At 75.2% G+C, this 19,327-nt stretch carries 22 protein-coding genes; 11 read left to right on the top strand and 11 right to left on the bottom strand.

Features of this window, described 5'->3' with window-relative positions; genetic code table 11:
• Positions 1–72 precede the first annotated feature (72 nt).
• Positions 73–264 (top strand): DUF5703 family protein, encoded by a 192-nt coding sequence (locus ACFYPD_RS30615; RefSeq protein ID WP_120682271.1) that lies wholly within the window; start codon positions 73–75, stop codon positions 262–264.
• 66 nt (positions 265–330) lie between these two features.
• On the opposite strand, the gene ACFYPD_RS30610 is transcribed toward ACFYPD_RS30615, so the two are convergent.
• Positions 331–984: a hypothetical protein gene (locus ACFYPD_RS30610; protein WP_387121073.1), complete on the bottom strand. Its 654-nt coding sequence runs from the start codon at positions 982–984 to the stop codon at positions 331–333.
• 60 nt (positions 985–1,044) lie between these two features.
• Positions 1,045–2,373: a M20/M25/M40 family metallo-hydrolase gene (locus ACFYPD_RS30605; protein ID WP_387121070.1), complete on the bottom strand. Its 1,329-nt coding sequence runs from the start codon at positions 2,371–2,373 to the stop codon at positions 1,045–1,047.
• A 179-nt stretch (positions 2,374–2,552) separates the two neighbouring features.
• On the opposite strand from ACFYPD_RS30605, the gene ACFYPD_RS30600 reads away from it, so the two are divergent.
• From ACFYPD_RS30600 to ACFYPD_RS30590, 3 genes are all read left to right on the top strand, one after another.
• On the top strand, positions 2,553–3,170 hold the full coding sequence (locus ACFYPD_RS30600) for a hemerythrin domain-containing protein (protein ID WP_387121067.1): 618 nt from the start codon (positions 2,553–2,555) through the stop codon (positions 3,168–3,170).
• Positions 3,171–3,244: 74 nt separating this feature from the next.
• Complete coding sequence (locus ACFYPD_RS30595; RefSeq protein WP_387121064.1) at positions 3,245–4,231, top strand: LysR family transcriptional regulator; 987 nt, start codon at positions 3,245–3,247, stop codon at positions 4,229–4,231.
• 19 nt (positions 4,232–4,250) lie between these two features.
• Positions 4,251–4,487, top strand: a complete 237-nt coding sequence (locus ACFYPD_RS30590) for a hypothetical protein (protein WP_387121061.1) — start codon at positions 4,251–4,253, stop codon at positions 4,485–4,487.
• Positions 4,488–4,539: 52 nt separating this feature from the next.
• On the opposite strand, the gene ACFYPD_RS30585 is transcribed toward ACFYPD_RS30590, so the two are convergent.
• The 3 genes from ACFYPD_RS30585 to ACFYPD_RS30575 are packed head-to-tail and all read right to left on the bottom strand — an operon-like array spanning position 4,540 to position 7,651.
• On the bottom strand, positions 4,540–4,890 hold the full coding sequence (locus ACFYPD_RS30585) for a DUF3140 domain-containing protein (protein ID WP_387121058.1): 351 nt from the start codon (positions 4,888–4,890) through the stop codon (positions 4,540–4,542).
• A complete protein-coding gene (locus ACFYPD_RS30580; protein WP_387121055.1) occupies positions 4,890–5,063 on the bottom strand; it encodes a hypothetical protein in 174 nt (57 codons plus the stop codon). The genes ACFYPD_RS30585 and ACFYPD_RS30580 overlap by 1 nt, the downstream gene beginning before the upstream one ends.
• Positions 5,064–5,101: 38 nt before the next feature.
• Positions 5,102–7,651, bottom strand: coding sequence for an ATP-dependent Clp protease ATP-binding subunit (locus tag ACFYPD_RS30575; protein WP_387121053.1), 2,550 nt, complete (start codon positions 7,649–7,651; stop codon positions 5,102–5,104).
• Between the two features lie 115 nt (positions 7,652–7,766).
• On the opposite strand from ACFYPD_RS30575, the gene ACFYPD_RS30570 reads away from it, so the two are divergent.
• The 5 genes from ACFYPD_RS30570 (at position 7,767) to ACFYPD_RS30550 (ending at position 12,830) form a co-directional block, all read left to right on the top strand.
• A complete protein-coding gene (locus tag ACFYPD_RS30570) occupies positions 7,767–8,144 on the top strand; it encodes a hypothetical protein (protein WP_387121050.1) in 378 nt (125 codons plus the stop codon).
• 201 nt (positions 8,145–8,345) lie between these two features.
• The gene (locus ACFYPD_RS30565) at positions 8,346–8,606 is read left to right on the top strand and encodes a hypothetical protein (RefSeq protein ID WP_030504016.1); all 261 of its coding nucleotides are present in this window, start codon (positions 8,346–8,348) and stop codon (positions 8,604–8,606) included.
• 9 nt (positions 8,607–8,615) lie between these two features.
• Positions 8,616–9,497 (top strand): hypothetical protein, encoded by an 882-nt coding sequence (locus ACFYPD_RS30560; protein ID WP_387121046.1) that lies wholly within the window; start codon positions 8,616–8,618, stop codon positions 9,495–9,497.
• Positions 9,490–12,162: an FtsK/SpoIIIE domain-containing protein gene (locus tag ACFYPD_RS30555; protein WP_387121044.1), complete on the top strand. Its 2,673-nt coding sequence runs from the start codon at positions 9,490–9,492 to the stop codon at positions 12,160–12,162. Before ACFYPD_RS30560 ends, ACFYPD_RS30555 begins: the two co-directional genes overlap by 8 nt.
• Entirely contained in the window at positions 12,159–12,830 is a 672-nt protein-coding gene (locus tag ACFYPD_RS30550; protein ID WP_387121041.1) for a hypothetical protein, read from the top strand. The genes ACFYPD_RS30555 and ACFYPD_RS30550 overlap by 4 nt, the downstream gene beginning before the upstream one ends.
• A gap of 171 nt (positions 12,831–13,001) precedes the next feature.
• Here ACFYPD_RS30550 and ACFYPD_RS30545 read toward each other — a convergent pair whose 3' ends face one another.
• Entirely contained in the window at positions 13,002–14,279 is a 1,278-nt protein-coding gene (locus ACFYPD_RS30545) for a cupin domain-containing protein (protein ID WP_387121038.1), read from the bottom strand.
• A 3-nt stretch (positions 14,280–14,282) separates the two neighbouring features.
• Positions 14,283–14,570, bottom strand: coding sequence for a hypothetical protein (locus ACFYPD_RS30540; RefSeq protein WP_387121035.1), 288 nt, complete (start codon positions 14,568–14,570; stop codon positions 14,283–14,285).
• Between the two features lie 202 nt (positions 14,571–14,772).
• On the opposite strand from ACFYPD_RS30540, the gene ACFYPD_RS30535 reads away from it, so the two are divergent.
• Entirely contained in the window at positions 14,773–15,516 is a 744-nt protein-coding gene (locus tag ACFYPD_RS30535) for a PIG-L deacetylase family protein (RefSeq protein WP_387121031.1), read from the top strand.
• 9 nt (positions 15,517–15,525) lie between these two features.
• Positions 15,526–16,335: a DUF72 domain-containing protein gene (locus ACFYPD_RS30530; RefSeq protein WP_387121028.1), complete on the top strand. Its 810-nt coding sequence runs from the start codon at positions 15,526–15,528 to the stop codon at positions 16,333–16,335.
• On the opposite strand, the gene ACFYPD_RS30525 is transcribed toward ACFYPD_RS30530, so the two are convergent.
• The 4 genes from ACFYPD_RS30525 to ACFYPD_RS30510 form a co-directional block, all read right to left on the bottom strand.
• Complete coding sequence (locus ACFYPD_RS30525; protein WP_357944909.1) at positions 16,320–16,748, bottom strand: DUF2267 domain-containing protein; 429 nt, start codon at positions 16,746–16,748, stop codon at positions 16,320–16,322. The two genes, ACFYPD_RS30530 and ACFYPD_RS30525, sit on opposite strands and share 16 nt — an antisense overlap.
• 296 nt (positions 16,749–17,044) lie before the next feature.
• Positions 17,045–17,917 (bottom strand): DUF72 domain-containing protein, encoded by an 873-nt coding sequence (locus ACFYPD_RS30520; RefSeq protein ID WP_387121025.1) that lies wholly within the window; start codon positions 17,915–17,917, stop codon positions 17,045–17,047.
• A gap of 47 nt (positions 17,918–17,964) precedes the next feature.
• Positions 17,965–18,363 (bottom strand): TraR/DksA family transcriptional regulator, encoded by a 399-nt coding sequence (locus ACFYPD_RS30515; protein ID WP_387121022.1) that lies wholly within the window; start codon positions 18,361–18,363, stop codon positions 17,965–17,967.
• Positions 18,364–18,607: 244 nt separating this feature from the next.
• Positions 18,608–19,237, bottom strand: coding sequence for a uridine kinase (locus ACFYPD_RS30510; RefSeq protein ID WP_387121019.1), 630 nt, complete (start codon positions 19,235–19,237; stop codon positions 18,608–18,610).
• Positions 19,238–19,327 lie beyond the last annotated feature (90 nt).

Below are 19,327 nucleotides of genomic sequence, written 5' to 3'. Positions count from 1 at the left end.
TGCGCGAAAGAGGCGACGCGGGTCACCGTCAGGGGCTGGCGGCGGGCTGCCGGGCTGGGCAGCATAGAGGGCATGGACTACGAATACGCGCCGCTACGGTTGCCTTCGAACGTTGATCGGTTGACCGCCGCGGCGCAGCTGGCGATCCAGGCGGAGTTCTCCGGCTGGGAGCTGGCCCGGGTGCGGCTGTTCCGCGACGGCACGCGGCAGGTCATGCTGCGCCGGCGCCGGGTCAACCAGCCGCAGCCGGGCCTCTCCTACTGACGGCAGGCCGGACGCGGAACGTCCCCGGGGCCGGCACCGCGCGGTGGGCCCCGGGGACGTCACGGCCTAGTGGGCGTGGTCGTGCTCCTCGTCGAGTTCCAGGAACGGGTGCTCGTCGAGCCGGCCGACCAGCCGGTCGTCGGCGGCCGGCTGGAACGGGCCGACCGGGTCGTCGTCGTCGAACGACTCGAGATCGACCGGGGTGCCGACCTCGCTGACCATGACCACGCCGTCGAGGGGCTCCAGCTCGGGCACGTCGAGGGCGGAGAGCGAGCCGTCGCCGCTCTGCAGCAGCTCCAGCACCGCCTCGCCGACCCCCTCGACCGGGGCCGGCTCGTCCTCCTCCGGGGTGCCCTCGCGGCGGGCCGCCTCGGCCGCCCGGACCAGCGCGGAGATGCTGGGGACGCGGTAGTCCCGCCGCTGCCGCACCGAGATCACCCGCGGGTGCGGGTCGGTCGCCTCGACGCCCTCGGCCCCGCCGAAGCGCTCGTCGGCCTCGTCCGGGTCGATGGCCTCGACGTCCCACGGTGTCACCTCGCCGAACGCGTCGAGCAGCTGCTCGTCGTAGGCGAAGGAGGCGTTGTTCAAATTGACGTACGCCTGCCAGACGGCGTCGTCGTCGATCCGGCCCTGGGCGGCGCGGACGGCGGCCAGGTGGGCGCGGGCCGCGTCGATCACCCGCTCGAGGGCGGCGTCCAGCTCACCGTGCTGGTCGGTCATGTGAGGCAGTCCCTTCGCGATGGGGGAGGTTCCGCGCCGGCGGGGGCGCGACGGGCACGGTCAGCAGCTGCGGAGAAAGCGGTCGAGAACCCGCACGCCGAACTGTAGTCCGTCCAGCGGAACCCGCTCGTCGATGCCATGGAACAGGCCGGAGAAATTGAGGTCGGCGGGCAGCCGCAGCGGCGCGAAGCCGAAGCACCGGATGCCGAGCTGGGAGAACGCCTTGGCGTCCGTCCCGCCGGAGAGCATGTACGGCACCGGCCGGGCGCCCGGGTCCTCGGCGCGCAGAGCGGCGGACATCGCCTCGACCAGGTCGCCGTCGAAGGTGGTCTCCAGGGCGGGCTGGCGCTGGATGTACTCGATGGCGATGTCCGGTCCGACCAGCTCGCGCAGCTGCCGCTCCAGCAGCTCGCTCTGCCCGGGCAGGCTGCGGCAGTCGATGGTGGCGGTGGCCCGGCCCGGGATGACGTTGTCCTTGTAGCCCGCGGCCAGCCGCGTCGGGTTGGCGGTGTTGCGGATGGTCGCGCCGATGATGTTCGCGATCGGGCCGAGCTTGGCGATCGCGGTCTCCGGGTCGTCCGGGTCGATGTCGATGCCGAGGACGTCGGAGACCTCGGCCAGGAAGGCCCGTACGGTGTCGGTCATCACCACCGGGAAGCGGTGGCCGCCGATCCGGGCGACCGCCTCGGCGAGGGCGGTGACGGCGTTGTCGTCGTGCACCATCGAGCCGTGGCCGGGGCGGCCCTTGGCGTGCAGTCGCAGCCAGTCGATGCCCTTCTCGGCGGTCTCGATCAGGTAGAGCCGCCGAGACTCGTCCACCGAGTAGGAGAAGCCGCCGACCTCGCCGATCGCCTCGGTGCAGCCGTCGAAGAGGTGGCGGTGCCGCTGGGCCAGGAAGTGCGCGCCGTAGTCGCTGCCGGCCTCCTCGTCGGCGGTGAAGGCGAGCACGATGTCGCGGGACGGGCGGATCCCGGCGCGCTGCCAGCCGCGGACCACGGCCAGCACCATCGCGTCGAAGTCCTTCATGTCGATGGCGCCGCGGCCCCACAGGTAGCCGTCGCGGATCTCGCCGGAGAACGGGTGCACCGACCACTCGTCCGGGTCGGCGGGCACCACGTCGAGGTGGCCGTGCACGAGCAGCGCGTCCCGGCCCGGGTCGGTGCCGGGGATCCGGGCGACCAGGTTGGCCCGGCCCGGCGCGGACTCGAGGAGCTCCGCGTCGACGCCGACCTCGGCGAGCTTCTCGGCGACGTACTCCGCGGCCAGGCGCTCCCCGACGCTGGTGTCGTTCTCCCCGGTGTTGGTGGTGTCGATGCGCAGCAGGTCGCGGCAGAGGTCCACGACCTCGTCGGTGGGATCCGGTCGGGCGGAGGCGGGGTCGCTCGTCATCGCTTCTTCATACCAGCCGGCCCGACCGGCCGGTCGCCCCCGGTCGGGCGCGGTTTCGCGGATCGCGCGGGCGGGTACCGCCGGACCACCACATCCGTCGATCGGCTGTCCGGGGTCGCGGCGCGGCGTCAGACACGCCGAGCCCGAATGGCCGTGGCCGCCAGCTCAAGGAGGGCACCATGACCGTCCCCCTGCCGCCGTTGCCGCCCACCGCCGACGACGCGTACCGGCCGGGTGGCCGAAGCCTGGCCGACCTCGTGGACCGGGAGCACCGGGCGCTGCTCGGGCTGGCCGGGCAGATCACCGACGCGGGCCTGGACCCGGCGCGGCGCCGTGAGGTGCTGGACGTGCTGACGGCGGCGGTATCCCGGCACCTCTCCGCCGAGGAGCAGTACCTCTTCCCGGCCGCCCGTGCCGCCGTCCCGGCGAGCGTCGAACTGGTGGACCGGGAGATCGAGGCGGACGCCGCCCTGTTGACCGCGCTGAAGGGACTGTCCGGGCCGGACGACCCGGCGGTGGCCGACGTCGCCGACCGGGTGCGCCGGCACGTGAGCCGGGTCGCCGCGCTGGTGACGCCGCTGGGCGAGGTGGCCAGCGACGCCGAGTTGATCCGGCTGGGCAACCGCTGGGAGATCGCCGAGGAGGCCGCGCCGACCAGGCCGCACCCGGGCACCCCGGCGACCCCGCCGTGGAACAAGATCGTCGAGCCGGCGGTGGGTGTGCTGGACAAGGTGCGCGACGTGGTCACCGGGCGGCGGACCCGCCTGGCGGACCTGGAGCGTCCCCGCGACGCCTGACCCTTGCCCCATACAGGTATACCGATGGCGGAGAACCCTTCCGCCCAGCCGCTGGGTGGTCCTACCGTCACCGTATGAATCTGGAGCTGCGACACCTGCGGGTGGTCTGCGCGATCGCGGAGACGGGGAGCGTCACCAAGGCGGCCTCCACGCTCGGTCTGGCCCAGCCGGCGCTGACCGCCCAGCTCCAGCGCATCGAGCGGACTCTGGGCGGGCCGCTGTTCGAGCGGGACCGCCGGGGCGCCCGGCCCACCGCGCTGGGCGAGCTGGTGCTGGACCGGGCCCGGGTGCTGCTGCCGGCCATGAAGGGCCTGCAGGACGAGGCGGCCCGGCTGGCCGGGGCGGGCGACCCGCTGAGCCGGTACCGGTTCGGCGGGGTGAACAGCCCCATCCTCGGCCGGCTGGTGCACCGGCTCGCCGCCGAGCGCCCCGACGTGCAGATCACCACGTACGCGTCGTGGTCGGTGGACGAGCTGGCCCAGCTCGTGGCCGGCGGGCGGCTCGACTTCGCGCTCACCGGGGTGTGTGGCGACGCCACCCCGTCGGTGGAGTCCGGGCTGAGCTGGCGGGAGGTGGCCGTCGACCCGGTCTTCGTGCTGCTGCCGCAGACCCACCCGATGGCCGGCCGGGACGAGGTGCGCCTCGTCGACCTGCGCCGCGAGCAGTGGGTGGCCGCACCCGGGGACGGCTGCTTCGGCGACTGCTTCGCGGCGGCCTGCGCCCGCGCCGGCTTCACCCCCCGCAAGGTCTACGAGGCGGACGTGCGGGCCTGCCTCGACCTGGTCGACGCGGGCGAGGCGGTGGCGCTGTGCCAGGCCACCTTCCGCCCGGTGGCCGGCCTGGTGACCCGCCGGCTCGCCGGGACGCCGCTGCGCTGGCGGCTGCTGCTCGGCTGGCACCCGGACGCCCCGGCGGCCCGGGTCGCCGAGCCAATGCTGGAGACGGCGGCGGCGGCGTACACCGACGCGCTGGCGAACCACCCGGACTATCTGGCCTGGCTGCTGTCCCACCCGGACTTCGGCGTGCAGTCGACCACCCCGAGCGGGGTGCGAACCGCCTGAGCGCGGGTATCTGGGCGGCATGACTGATCTGTACCCCGCCGCCGACCAGCGGGAGCTGCTGCGCCAGGCGGCCGCCGCGCACACCGCCGCCTCCGCCGACCTGGAGGCGTTCCTGCGCCGGTTGCCGGAGGTGCCCGAACCAGGCGACATCACCGAGTTCGCCAACCTGCTCAGCCGGGAGGAGCGGGCCCGGGGCGAACGGCAGGACGCGGCCGACGCGGCCGGGCTGCAACTACCCAGCATGGAATCCGAGTAGAGCGACGGCGACGGCACCCGGGACGGGGTCCCGGGTGCCGTAATCCGCGCGGTCAGCGTTCGACGAGCACGTCGTGGCCGAGGTCGAGCAGGGAGTGCCGCCACTCGTCGTCGGCGTTGCCCCGGCTCGGCTTCTCCGCGCTGAGCGCCCGGATCCGCTCGATGGCGTCCCGCATCACCTCGATGTCCTCCGGGGTCAGGTCGACCTTGCGCTTCGTGAGCACCTGGAGGATCCGCCGCCCCGGTTCGGGCAGGTCGAGGTCCGGGTTCGGGCCGAACGCCTCCTCCCCCGAGCCCCGGGTGAGCAGCCACTGCCGCAGCTGCTCGGAGGGGACGTTCACCTCGGCGTGGAAGTCGTCCCAGATCACCTCGACCTCCGGATCGAGTCGCGCCTCGCGTACCATCACGCCTCCTCTTCCGGCGACGACCCGGACGGCGTCGGGTCGCCCTCGCCCTTGTCGGTGTGCTGCTTCAGGCCCTCCGGCGGCACCTTCACCCGGGCCGGGTTGGCCGTCGGGGGCGCGACGATGGGTTCGCTCCGTTCGGGGTCCTCCCCGGTCTCCTCGGGTTCGGTCATGTCCGCCCTCCGATCCGTCGGGGTTGGGGCGTCTTCCCTCATCGCGGATGGGACGTCGCCGCGGCGGTGTACCCGCGGTCGCCGGCGCCCACCTCGATGGCGAGCTGGCCGTCCCGCGCGTCGACGGTGACCTGCTGGCCGGGCGAGATCTCGTTCTCCAGCAGCATCCGGGAGAGCCGGTTGTCGACCTCGCGCTGGATGACCCGGCGCAGCGGGCGGGCGCCGAACTCGGGCTGGTAGCCGTGCTCGGCCAGCCAGTCCACCCCGGCGGTGGTGAACTCGACCCCGATGTCCTGGGCGTGCAGCCGGCGGCGGGTGTCCTCCAGCAGCAGCCCGGTGATCTGGCGCAGCTGCTCGGCCTCCAACCGCTGGAAGATGATCACCTCGTCGATCCGGTTGATGAACTCGGGCCGGAAGTTCTCCTGAAGCCGGCGCATCAGCCGCTCACGCAGGTCGTTGGCCTCCTGCTCGCCGGGCTCGCCGGCGCCGAAGCCGACGGTCCGCTGCGTGCCGGTGATCAGCTCCGAACCGAGGTTGCTCGTCATGATCAGCACGGTGTTCTTGAAGTTGACCGTGCGCCCCTGGCTGTCGGTGAGCCGCCCGTCGTCGAGCACCTGGAGCAGGATGTTGAACACGTCCGGGTGGGCCTTCTCGATCTCGTCGAGCAGCACCACCGCGTACGGGCGGCGGCGCACCGCCTCGGTGAGCTGGCCGGCCTCCTCGTAGCCGACGTACCCGGGGGGCGCACCGACCAGCCGGCTGACCGTGTGCCGCTCCTGGAACTCGCTCATGTCCACCCGGACCATCCGGTCGGCCTCGCCGAACAGCGCCTCGGCGAGCGCCCGGCCCAGCTCGGTCTTGCCGACGCCGGTCGGGCCGAGGAAGAGGAAGCTGCCCATCGGCCGGTTCGGGTCGGCCAGCCCGGTACGCGAGCGGCGCACCGCCTCGGCCACCGCGCTGACCGCCTCGTCCTGGCCGACCACCTTCTCGTGCAGGTGCCCCTCCAGGCGCAGCAGCCGGTCCCGTTCCTCCTCGGTGAGCTGGTTGACCGGGATGCCGGTGGCCCGGGAGACCACCTCGGCGATCTCCTTCGGCCCGACCTCGGGCACGTGGTTGGGGCCCTCGTCGCCGCGGGCGCGGCGGACCTGGTCCTCCAGCTCGGCGATCCGGTCGCGCAGCGTGGACGCCCGCTCGTACTGCTCGTCGGAGACCGCCTGCTCCTTGTCCCGGCGCACGTCGTCGAGCTGCTGCTCCAGGTCGCGCACGTCGGCGGCGGGGGTGCGGGTGCGCAGCCGGACGCGGGCGCCGGCCTGGTCGATGAGGTCGATCGCCTTGTCCGGCAGGTAGCGGTCGGTGACGTACCGGTCGGAGAGTTCGGCGGCGGCGACCAGCGCCTCGTCGGTGAAGCGGACCTGGTGGTGCGCCTCGTACCGGTCGCGGAGTCCGCGCAGGATGGCGACGGTGTCCTCGACGCTGGGCTCGGGGACCAGGACGGGCTGGAACCGGCGGGCCAGCGCGGCGTCCTTCTCGATGCTCTTGCGATACTCGTCCAGCGTGGTCGCGCCGATCACCCGCAACTCGCCGCGGGCCAGGGCGGGCTTGAGCATGTTGGAGGCGTCCATGCCGCCCTCGCTGCCGGCGCCGCCCGCGCCGACCAGGGTGTGGATCTCGTCCAGGAAGATGATCAGCTCCTCGCGGTGGGCGCGGATCTCGTCGATCACCTTCTTGAGCCGTTCCTCGAAGTCGCCCCGGTAGCGGGTGCCGGCGACCAGACCGGCCAGGTCGAGCTGGATGACCCGCTTGCCGATCAGCGTCTGCGGGACGTCGCCGTCGCAGATCCGCTCGGCGAGCCCCTCCACGATGGCGGTCTTGCCGACCCCGGCCTCGCCGATCAGCACGGGGTTGTTCTTGGTGCGCCGGGACAGGATCTCCACGGCCTGCTCGATCTCGTCGGCCCGGCCGATCACCGGGTCGATCTGGTCCATCCGGGCCAGGTCGGTGAGGTCCTGGCCGTACTGGTCGAGGGTGGGGGTGCCGCGGTCGGGCTTCGGGCCGGTACCCGGGCCGCGCTCGGCGCTGGCCGCCTGGAGCGACTCGGGCTGGATCCGCCCGGCGGCGAGCATCCGGCCGGCCGGCGACTCCGGGTTGAGCGGCAGGGCCATCAGGATGTGCTCGGGGCCGATGTAGTTGGCGCCCATGGCCCGGGAAAGCTGGTGGGCGTCGAGCAGCGCCCGCTTGGCGGCCGGGGTGAGCGACAGGTTGGGCGGGACCTCGCCCCGGGGCGCCCCGTCACCGCGCCCGCCGAGCGCGTTGACCAGCGCGTCCGGGTCCGCGCCCGCACGGCGGACCAGGTCGCGCAGCGGCTCGCGCTGCAACGCCGCCCACAACAGGTGGTCGGTGTCCAGGTCGTTGCTGTGCTTCTGGGCCGCGCGGCGGGCGGCGTCGGCCAGCATCTCCCGCGCGTCGGCCGTCATGAGCCGGGTGATGTCGACCCGGTGCGCCGGCCGGCGTCCCCCCTCGCCCCGCCCGAAATACCGGGCCAGGAACTCGTCCCACGGGTCGTTGCCGAAGTCACCAGGTCCCATCATTCTGTCCTCCGCAGTCGGACGGCACGGCCGCCGGGGCGCGACATGGCGCGGCACGGTCGGCGGTGGCTACCCGGCGGCCGGCGCGACAAACGCGGGCGGGTGGCACGCTGGGGGGATGGAGACCAGGCCGCTGCTGATCGTCGACGGCGCGAACGTGGTGGGCTCGCGGCCGGACGGCTGGTGGCGGGACCGGGCCGGGGCGGCCGCCCGGCTGCGCGACGCGCTCGTGCCCGTCGCCGAGGCGGGTGTGCCACCGGAGCTGCCACCGCCGGTGGAAGTGGTGCTGGTGGTGGAGGGCGCGGCGCGGGACGTCCCGGCGGTGCCCGGGGTCGCCGTGGTCTCCGCACCCGGCTCCGGCGACGACACCATCGTCGCGCTGGTCGCGGCCGCCCCGGAGCGCCGCCGGGCGGTGGTCACCGCCGACCGGGAGCTGCGGGCCCGGGTGGGCGCGCTCGGGGCCGAGGTGTACGGCCCACGCCGGCTGCCCCGCTGACCGGTCTCCGGGACGCCGGCCCGTCCCGTGGACGGGACCCGGGGGTCCGCCGGTGGGACGCGGCGGCGCGGCCGTGGAGCGCCTTTACGCACGTCAGGGCGACAATCGGACAGCCGGGAAGGAACGCCGCGAGGGTGGATGTTCTCCCGCCCATCGGGATGGGTTGTAATGGAGATCTCCCCCGCCCCCAGGAGGTCCCCCGTGGCGAGCGTCGCCGAGCTGAAGGCAGCCATCGATGTCGCTCTCCAGCAGATAGGAGACGGGCAGACGGCGGTGCAGGCGGCCGGCGAGAAACTCGCCGAGGCGCAGCAGACCCTCGCCGGCGCGCTGGAGGGCAGCGGCCACGAGACCGTCGAGGCGGCCCAGGCCTCGCTGACCCAGGCCAGCCAGGAGCTGGAGGAGTGTCTCGCCGCCACACTGGTGGCGGTCGAGCAGGCGCAGCTCTACGTCGCCACCCTCTGAGGACCGGTCGTGTCCATCGTCGAGGACATCGGCGCGCAGGTCCGCGCCGCCGCCGAGGAACTGCCCCTAGCCCAGCTCGCCGCCGCGCTGAAGAAGTTCGGCCAGGCCACCGAGCGGCTGCGCTGGGTGCGCCAGGAGTCGGCCAACCCGATGGGGGTGCCGGAGCTCTCCGCCGCGACCGAGCACGCCGAGACCGCCGGCTACGCGCTGCGGGTGGCGCAGGAGCAGCTGTCGGCGTACCTGGCCGCGATCGGGCTGGCCGCCGACGGGGCGCCCGCGCCGACGGCCGCGGACCGCCGGCCGAGGCACGACGCGGCCCGTGGCGAGGTCCCGCTCCCGGCCCCGCACGCCGCCCCGGAACGCGACGAGCAGCCGGCGGTGCGGCGTTGGTGGGCGGTGCGGGTGGCGGAGCTGACCGGCGGCCGGGAGGGCGCCCCGGACGACCCGGGCGAGCGGGTCGAGGACTCCCGCGAGCTGCTACGCCGGGTGGTGACCGGGATCCGCGCCGGCGACCGGGACCGGCTGCACCGGGAGCTGCGCCGGGCCCACGCCGACGTGGGGCTGGGACTGGCCGCCATCGCCCCGCCGATGCTGCGCGGCCTGGCCGGCGAGCTGCTCGGCCACCCGCCGCGCGCCGACGACCTGAGCCGGCTGCGCCGGGAGCTGGACGGACGGGTCCGCGACCTGCTGCCCGGCCTGCCCCCGCCGGTGCTGGACACCCTGCTCACCCGGGTCTGCCGGATGCCCCCGCCGCGCCGCGCCGACGGTCAGGAGCAGCCGCACGCCGCCGACCCGGCGGTCACCGCCGGGGTGGTCACCGGGGTGCTGCTCGACCGGCTCGGCCGCGACCTGCCGAAGGACACCGACGACCGGGAGCCGTCCCGTGGCTGACGTCCGCGCACAACTGGTGACGCGGGTCCGGGGGATGCTCTCCGAGGCCCTGGGCACCACCCGCAACCGGCTCGCCGACGCCGACGCCGACCTGGCCGCCGGCCGGGACCGGCTGGCCCGGGTGCGGCGGGCCGCCGCGGCCGTGCCGGAGCGGGTGGGCGCGGCGCGGGACCGCCGGCTCGCCGAGATCGACGCCCGGCACGCCGCCCGGATCGTCGAGCTCGCCCGCCGGGCCGCCGCCGCGGCCTCGCGGGAGGCCCCGGGCGCCGCGTCCGCGCCGTGGGACCGCTGGCGAGTCAGCCCCGCCGGCCGGGCCGAGCCACCCGGCGCGGTCCGGGTCGGCACGGTACGCATCCCCGGCGCCGAGCCGGTGCCGGCGCTGGTCCCGCTGCTCGACGCCGGGCACGTGCACCTCGCCGGCAGCGACCGGGAGGGCGTCGCCGCGGTCGTGCCCGCGCTGCTGCTGCGCTCGGTCGGCCGGGCCGACCCCGGCGCGGTCCGGCTCTTCGGGTACGACCCCGAACACCTGGGCGGCGGGCTGGCCGGGTTCGCCCCGCTCGGCACCGCCGGGCTGCTCACCTTCGTCGGCCCCGGCGGCCTGGGCCGGCTGCTCGACGACCTGGTGGAGCAGATCCGCCGGATCAACGAGACCGTACTGGCCGGCGAGTACGCGTCGCTGCGCGAGCTGGCCGCCGCGACCGGCCGGCGCCCGGAGCCGTGGCGGGTGGCGGTGCTGCTCGGCGGCGACGAGCTGTCCCGGCACGAGCGCGGCCAGCTGGACCGGGTGGTGCGCACCGGCGCGGCCTGCGGCGTGCACCTGGTGGTCCGCGGGATCGACCTGCCCGACGGGCCGACCGTCACTCGGGTGGTGGTCGACCCGGACGACGCCCGGATCGGCGGCCTGCCGGTGACGCTCGACGCCCCGCCGCCGGCCGGGCTGGTCACCGAGACCTGCCGCGAGGTGGCCTCCCGGGTCAACGCCGGCCCGCCGCCGGCGCCCTTCACCGACCTGCTCCCCCCGGCCGGGGAGTACTGGCGGGAGGACTCGGCGCACGGGCTGACCGCGCCGATCGGCGAGGGCCCGCACGGGCGGCCGGTGCTGCTCACCCTCGGCGACTACCCGCCGCACGCGCTGATCGGCGGCCCGTCCGGCACCGGCAAGACCAACCTGATCTTCGCGTGGATCGGCGCGCTCGCCGCCCGCTACTCCCCCGCCGAGCTGGAGTTCTACCTGCTCGACTTCAAAGAGGGGGTGTCCTTCGCCCGGTTCGCCCAGGGCCGGCGGGACCCGAGCTGGCTGCCGCACATGCGGCTCGTCGGGATCAACGTGAACACCGACCGGGAGTTCGGGCTGGGGCTGCTGCGGTTCCTCGCCGAGGAGCTGCGCCGCCGGGCCGACGCGGCGAAGAAGCACGAGGTCACCAAGCTGGCCGAGCTGCGCGCGGTGGACCCGACCGGGCACTGGCCGCGGATCGTGGCGGTGGTCGACGAGTTCCAGGCGCTGCTCGCCGGCCGAGACGTGGTCGCCCGGGAGGCCGCCGACCTGCTGGAGGACCTGGCCCGGCGGGGCCGGTCGCAGGGCATCCACCTGGTGCTCGCCTCCCAGGACGTGCGCGGCATCGAGGCGCTGTGGGGACGGCCCGCCCTGGTCGCCCAGTTCACCCTGCGCATCGCACTGCCCAAGGCGCTGCGGATCCTGGCCGAACGCAACGACGCGGCGCAGTCGCTGCCCCGGCACCACGCGGTGGTCAACGCCGAGTCCGGCCTGGCCGAGGGGAACGAGGTGGCGCGCATCCCGTCGGCCGGAGACTGGGAGACGTGGAGCCAGCTCCAGCACCGGCTGTGGCGGATGCGCCCGCAGGACGCCGCCCCGGCCCGGCTCTTCGACGGCGACGCGGTCCCGAGGCTGACCGAGGCGCCCGACTTCCGGGCCCTGACCGCCCCCGAGCAGGGGGTGCCGCGCAGCCCGGTGGCGCTGCTCGGCGAGATCATCGACGTGCAGGCCCGCTCGGCGGCGCTGCGGCTGCCCCGGGCCCCCGGGCGGAACCTGGCCGTGCTCGGCACCCGGGTCGACGAGGCGTGCGCGGTGCTCGACGCCGCCGCCCGCTCCCTCGCGCGGCAGTACCGGCCCGGCACCGCCCGGTTCTCCATCGCCTGCCTGGACCCGGACGCCGACCCGGCCGCCCGCGCCCTCTACGAGGACCTGGCCGACGACGCCGCCTGGTACGACGAGGAGACGGTGCCCGAACTGATGGCCGAGGTGGGCGACGCGCTCGGCGCCCCGGGCACCCCGCAGACCCCGCACTTCCTGCTGCTGTACGCGGTGGACGCGGCGGCCGGGCAGCTCGCCGGGAAGGCCGGCCTGCGGACCGGGCTGGAGCAGCTGCGCCGGATCCTGCACGACGGGCCGGAGCGGCGTACCCACGTGCTGGCCTGGTGGCGCGGCGTGGCCCGGATGCGGGTCGACCTGGGCGGGCCGGCGGCGCGCACCGACCAGATCGGCGCCTGGGTGGCGCTCGACGTGCAAGGCGCCGAGCTGGGCTCCTCGCTCTACCCGGGCACCGGCGGGCCGGACTGGTACCCCCGCCCGTGGCGGGGCCTCTACTTCGACCGGGCGGTGCACCGCACCGGACAGGTGATCATCCCTTATGGTCCGACCCGATGAACGAACCGGTTGCCAGTGACACGTACGCCGCCCACGTCCGCCGGCTCGCCGAGCTGACCGCCCGGGTGGCCGCCCAGCGCGCCGAGGCGCACGGCTGGTACGCGCAGCAGGTCGCCGCCGCCGACCGCGCGGTGGCCGACGCCGCCGAGCAGGTGCGGCAGGCCGAGGCGGAGGTGGTCGAGGCGCAGCGGATGGTGGAGCGGGTGGACACCGAGGCGGCCCACCTGTGGGGGCAGCTCCGGGAGCGGATCGGCGCCGGCGGCCGGCGGCTCGGTGACCCGCCCGGGCCGGCCCCCGACGCCACCGGCGATCCGGTGCCGCTGCTGCGCGGGGTGCGCGAGCTGCTGGACCGCACCCGGCAACCGGGCGAGCTGCCCGGCTCGGCCAACCCGCTGCTGGTCGGCTGCGGCATCGGCGGCGCGCTGGTGGCGTACGCCCTGGGCGCGGGGGCACGGGCGCTGGGCGCCGGCTCCGGCGGGGACCTGGCGGTCGGCATGCCGGTGCTGGCCCTCGTCGTGACGCTGCTCGGCCCGCTGGTCGGGCTGGCACCGGCCCGGCTGCTCGCCGACCGCCGTCACGCCGTGCTGACCCCCCGCCCGATCATGCTGGTCGCCGCCACCGGCCTGGCCACGACCGCCCTCCTGCTGACCCTGACCTTCACCCGCTGACCCAACCCCGACCCGGCGCGCCCGGCCCGACCTCGGCCCGACCCGGTCCGGCCCGGCCCGGCCCGGCGCGGCCCGGCGCGGCCCTGATCATGAAGTTATTGCCCGCGGCCACGGCGTGTCGCGGCAATAACTTCATGATCACCGAGGGTGGGCGGGGCGGTCAGGCGGGGGTCAGGCCGGGGTGAGGACGGCTTCCTTGAGGAGACGGCGGGCCAGGACCAGGCGGTCGGCGTCGTCGTCCAGGCCGGGCAGGTCGCCGACCCGGGTCACCTCGCCGGCGAGGAGCGCGCGCAGGGCCGGCTCGCAGGTGCCGGGCAGGGTGACGGTCCGGTCGACCAGGCGCAGCGCCACCTTCCCGTCGCCGGTCGGGGTGAGCTGCCAGCGCAGCCCGGCCCGGGGCGCGACCTGGCTGTCCGCGTCGAGCGCGGCCAGGGCGGCGGCCTGGGCGAGGGGCCGGATCGGCGCCGGGCGGGAGGCCGGCCAGGCCCGGGCGCGCAGCCGCGCGGCCACCGCAGCCGGCTCGGCCCGCAGCAGCCAGTCGCGCAGCGCCTCGACCGTCTCGGTCAGCTCCGGCTCGATGGCGTCCGGGTCGGCCACGTCGACGCCGAACGGCAGCCCGGCGCGCAGCCGGGCGTCCTCGGCGGCGAGGGCCAGCAGCTCCTCGACCAGGGCGTACCGGGTCAGCGCCCGGATGCCGACGGTCAGGTGCAGCGAGCTGCACTCCTGCGCCTGGGCGCTGTGCAGCCAGCCGCGCGGCAGGTAGAGCGCGTCGCCGGGTTCGAGCACCACGTCCAGCGCGGGCCGCCCCTCGGCGACCGCGCAGACCTCGTCGGCCCGGCCGCCCCAGGGCTGCTTCTCCAGCGGGTCGGGCAGCACCGGCGGGTGGATCCGCCAGTGCTTGCGCCCGTCCACCTGGAGCACGAACACGTCGTGGGTGTCGTAGTGGGTGGCGAAGCCTTGGTTGCCGGCCGGGGTCAGGTAGGCGTTGACCTGCAACGGCTGGGCCAGTGCGGCGCCCAGGTCGCGGGCGAAGTCGACCACCGCCGGCCAGGTGCGGTGCAGGCCCTGGAGGACCAGGGTGGCGCCGTCGGCGTACAGGGCCAGGATCTTCTCGTCGAGGACCTGGTCGCCGATCTCGGCGCCCGCGCCGCCGCCGCCGGTCCAGCGCGCCGCCGGCACCAGCTGCCCGTCCTTGGCGACTCGCAGGAACGGGGTACGCAGGCCGCGCCGGCTGAGCAGCTCGTCGGCGTCGGCGGGGCTGAGCAGGTCGGTGAAGCCCGCCGAATTGGGCAGCTCGGCCGCCCGGGACAGCAGCGGGCTGTGTCCCCAGTGGTCGGCGGCGAACTTCGCCGGCTCGACCGCCACGCAGCGCGCGAGGGCGTCGGCCGCGGAAGACGAAACCGCCGGGCGGCCGTGGCCGCCCGGCGGGTCGAAGTGCGTCGCGGCCATCCGTCAGGCGCTGCCGTCGGCGCCGCCGTCGCGCTGACCGGAGGTCGCGCCGCCGTCGGCCGGGCCTTCGGCGCTGCCGTCCGCGCCACCGTCGTGCTGGCCCGGCGTCGCGCCACCGTCGGCGGGACCCTCCGCGCCGGTGTCGGCACCCTCGTCCAAGCCGCGCTCCGCGCCACGGTCCGCGCCGCCGTCGGCGCCACCGTCCTGCTGGCCCGGGGTCGCGCCACCGTCGGCCGGGCCCTCGGCACCGCCGCCGCCGGTGGTCTGCATGTCGTCGTCGTTGAGTGCCATGGGTGCTCCCTCGGTGTGCCGCCCCGTCGTCGGGGTCCGTGTGCAGCGGGTGGTACCCCTCGCCCGATCTTCTCTAACCACACCGTAGACGCCGGGACGCCGCCGCACGGACGGTTCGCCGCGCCCCGGTACAGCTCGCCGGGCGGCGGGGCGCGTCCGGTGCCAGGATGGCGGAAAGGGAGCACGCGGGAAGGGGGTGGCCGTGGGGCAGCCGGAGCCGTTGACGCCGCTGGCCGAGGACTGGCAGCGGGCGCTCGCCGTGGTGGCCCACCCGGACGACCTGGAGTTCGGCGCCGCCGCCGCGGTGGCCCGCTGGACCGGGCAGGGCAAGCAGGTCGTCTACTGCCTGCTCACCAGCGGCGAGGCGGGCATCGACGGGATGCCGCCGGAGCGCAGCCGGGTGCTGCGGGAGGAGGAGCAGCGGGCCTCCGCCGCCGTGGTCGGGGTGGACACCGTGGAGTTCCTCGGCCTCCCCGACGGGCTGCTGGAGTACGGCGTGGCGCTGCGCCGCGCGATCGCCGCGGTGGTGCGCCGGCACCGCCCGGACATCGTGCTCACCAACAACTTCCGGGACACCTGGGACGGGGCGTACGCGCTCAACCAGGCCGACCACATCGCCTGCGGTCGGGCCACGCTGGACGCCGTCCGCGACGCCGGCAATCGCTGGATCTTTCCGGAGCAGCTCACGGACGGGGTGCAGCCGTGGTCCCGGGTCCGCGAGGTGTGGGCGGCCGGCTCGCCGCAGGCCCGGCACGGGGTGGACGTGACGGCCAGCTTCGACCGGGGGGTGGCGTCGCTGCGGGCGCACGGGGCGTACCTGAGCGGGCTCGGCGACGGCGGTTTCGATGCCGAGGAGTTCCTCGAGGGGCTGGCCCGGCCGGCCGGCACCCGGCTGGGCGTCCGGTACGGGGCTGCCTTCGAGGTGTTCCGGATCGACCTCGCCTAGGCGGCCGCGATGATCCTCGTCGGCACGTCGGGCTGGCAGTACCGCGACTGGCGGGAGCGCTTCTACCCGGCGAAGCTGCCGCAGCGGCTCTGGCTGGAGCATTTCGCCGCGCGGTTCGCCACGGTCGAGGTCAACAACGCCTTCTACCGGCTGCCCGAGCGGGACACTTTCGTGGCGTGGCGGGACCGTACGCCGGACGACTTCTGCGTGGCCGTGAAGATGAGCCGCTACCTCACCCACATCAAGCGGCTGCGGGAGCCGGCGGAGCCGGTCGCCCGCTTCCTGGACCGGGCGACCGGCCTGGGCGACCGGCTGGGCCCCGTGCTGGTGCAGCTCCCGCCGACCATGCGGGCCGACCCGGCGGCCCTGGACGCGACGCTGCGGCTGTTCCCCGCCGAGGTGCGGGTGGCCGTGGAGCCTCGCCACCCGTCCTGGTGGACCGACGACACCCGGCGGGTCCTGGAGCGCCACCGGGCGGCGCTGGTCTGGGCGGACCGGCTGAGCCGCCCGGTCACCCCGCTGTGGCGCACCACCGACTTCGGCTACCTGCGACTGCACGAGGGCCGAGCGCGGCCGTGGCCCCGCTACGGTCGCGCCGCGTTGGCCACCTGGGTGCGCCGGCTGGCCACCGCCTTCCCGGCCGGCGAGCCGGGGTACGTCTACTTCAACAACGACCCGGGCGGCGCGGCCATCGTCGACGCGGTGGCCTTCGCCGGGCTGGCCCGGCGGGCCGGGCTGCCGGTCACCCGGACGCCGCCGGCCCGCCCCGCCGGTGCGGCGGAGCGGGCCGGGGACGGCGCCGGTCAGGGAATCATCTGACCGAGGTCCTTCGGCATGGTGGACTTCACGTCCTCCCACTCGCCCTGCGTCACGTGCCGGCGCAGGGTGTCCAGCACCACCTGCACCACCCGCTGCGGGCCGCCCTCCACGTCGTACGGGAAGCCCTGGCGGACCTCGTAGAGGAAGTCGTCGCGGTTCAGCTTGATCGGCACGTTCTCCGGCTGCCAGCCGTCGAAGTAGATGCCGCGTACCAGCACCGGCAACTGCTGGGCGAACTCGGCGCTCTCCTGCACCGGCATCCGGTCCCGCAGCAGGTGCAGCACCGTGCGCAACGCCGCGTAGGACTGGTTGCGTTGCGCCTTCGGCCAGCCGTACGCCGACTCGATCTCCTTGAGGATCACGTTCGTCTTGTCCAGCGAGGACTCGAACGCGGAAATCAGCTGCTCAGCCATCTGCCCACCCCCGTGTGTCGCTTTCCCAGCGTCGGTCGTCGGTGCGTCGCGGCGGCCCGCTGGGCCCCCGCCAGAGCCGGGTCGGGCTGAACCGACCGGGCCGCCCGCCTCGCCGGGGCGAGTCGGGACTCCCGATCACGTGCAGCACCCCACCACGGCGTCGATCCGCTACGACCCGCACCGTCATGACCCCACCTCCTCCTCGGCCGCGCGGTCGCGCCCGTCGACGGACCGCGCACACCGTCCATGCTGCTGACGCAGCGGGTGAGGCGCCCTCACCCGGGCCGGGTGAACCCTCAGCCGGCGTCGAGCAGACCGGCCAGGGTGGTGCCGTTGCGCTGGGCGTAGTCGCGGTAGCAGTTGTTCATCAGCACGTGGGTCCGCTCCGCCTCACCGGCCAGCTCGCGCAGCTTCGGCGCCCAGTCGCGCAGCTCCCGGTCGGAGTAGTTGTAGCCGAACTTCTCGTGGATGTCCTTGCTGGTCCACTTGTCGCTGTGCCCGTGGAAGCGCACCACCGCGAGCTCCGCGGTGGCCGCCAGCACCGGGGGTACGGACGACCGGTGCCCCTGGGGCATGTCCACGCAGACGAACGGCAACTCGTGTTGCCGCAGGAAGCCCAGCGTCTCCTCGGCGTTGTCGCCGTCGAACCAGGAGGCGTGCCGGAACTCGAAGACCGGGCGCAGCGGATCACAGCGCCGCGCCACCTCGAGCAGGTACTGCTTGTTGTCCCGCCGGATGGTGAACCAGGGCGGGAACTGGAACAGGATCGCGCCCAGCTTGCCGGCCTCGACCAGCGGGTCCAGGGCGGACAGGAAACGGGTCCAGACCTCCTCGTACGCCTGCGGCGGCAGGTCGTCCGGGTAGAGGTTCTTCTTCTCCGTCTCCGGGCGCAGGTCCTTGTAGAGCGCGGAGACCCGGGTCGGGTGTCCGGTCAGCAGGCTGAACGCCTTGACGTTGAAGGTGAAGCCGGGCGGGGTGCGTTCCGCCCAGAGCCGCGCGGTCCGCTCGGCCGGCGGCGAGTAGTAGGTGGCGTCCACCTCGACCAGCGGGAAGTGCCGGGCGTACCAGGACAGCCGCTTCTCCGGGGTGTCGGCGCTCGCCGGGTACCAGCCGGAGTCGAGCAGGGTCCGGTCGGTCCAGGAGGCGGTGCCCACCTTGATGTCACCCATCTGGCGAGTCCACCGCTGTCGGGACCGACCGGCAACCCGGGCGACGCTCAGGCCGCCCGCCGCTCCCGGGTCTGCTTGCAGGACACGCAGGAGGTGGCGGACGGGAAGATCTCCAGCCGCTCCACAGGGATGGGCGCGGAGCAGCCCTCGCAGAAGCCGTAGGTGCCCTCGTCGAGCCGGGTGAGCGCGTGCTCGAACTGGGCGCGCCGGTCCAGGATGGTGCGCAGCAGGGACTGGGCGGTGTCCCGCTCGGCGGTCTTGGTGCCGCTGTCGGCCTGGTCGTCGCCGGCGGTGTCGCCGACCTCGACGAGCCGGAGCACCTGGCTCTGCAGCACGGCCTGCTCGTACTCCGCGGTCAGCTCGTCGTACCGCGACGTCAGGGACTGCCGGATCTGGTCGGCCTCCGCCTGGGAGCGGCCCGTGGCTGTCGTGTCGTGGACGAGCATCGCTGCCTGCCTTTCCTGGGGCCTCATACCGTTCCGGGGCGGCGAGCGCCCCGGAACGTGGTCCGATGGATGCACGGGCGAGATCACCCGTGCTCTGTGAGCCGGGCGATTACCCGTCCGCTCCGCCCGTCAAACCGCGGATCTCCGCGTTCTTCGTCGCCGTTCGTGCCCGACTGCGCCGCCGGACCGTCCCCGTGCCTGCCCCTCCGGCGGCGCTTGTCCGGAAACGGGCCGTACGTCCAGGTCAGCCGGCCTCGACCAGGGCGGGGTGCCGCGGGTCGTCGGCGCGGACCACCACGTCGGCGAAGGAGGCCGGGTCGACCTCGTCGGCGTAGCGGGCGAAGGCCGGCAGGGTCCAGCGCAGCGCGGGATCGGTCCGCCGGTCCAGCGCCGCCGGGGAGAGCACCAGGTGGACGGCGACGTCGAACGGCAGGCCGCCGCCGAGCAGCAGCGCGCCGCTGACCAGGACCACCCCGCCGGGCGGCAGGTCGACGTACGGGGCGCGGCTGGCCCGGTCGGCGGCGGCGTCCCAGAGCGACGGGAGCAGCCGGCCCGACCCGGCCGGTCCGGCCGGGTCGAGCACCTCCCGGCGCAGGCCGGCCTCGTCGACCCAGCCCTCGTAGTACGCGTCCGGGTTGGTCCGGCCGTGCTCCAGGCGGATCGAGGCGGGCCGGAGGAAGTCGGCGGCCCGGACGTGCAGCACCGGGCGGCCGGCGGCACGCAGCGGGTCGACCAGGGCGGCGGCGAGGGCGTCCGGCTCGGCGGCCGGCGGCCCGTCCACGGCCACCCGCAGCCGGCCGGGCACGGCGGCGGCGGCGAGCCGGTCGGCCAGCTCGGCGACGAGCAACTCGGGCGTGATGGGACGGACGCGCATCCGACCATCCTGCCCGGCGGGACGGGTCACCGTGCGATCGGCCGGGCGGTCGGGGCTCCGTCCGGAGGGCGATGCACGTGGTGGCCGGAC

Source organism: Micromonospora sp. NPDC005299, assembly GCF_042872345.1.
Taxonomy (GTDB): Bacteria; Actinomycetota; Actinomycetes; order Mycobacteriales; family Micromonosporaceae; genus Micromonospora.
The sequence above is the reverse complement of the archived record's forward strand: the minus strand, read 5'-3'. Positions and strand labels throughout refer to the sequence as shown.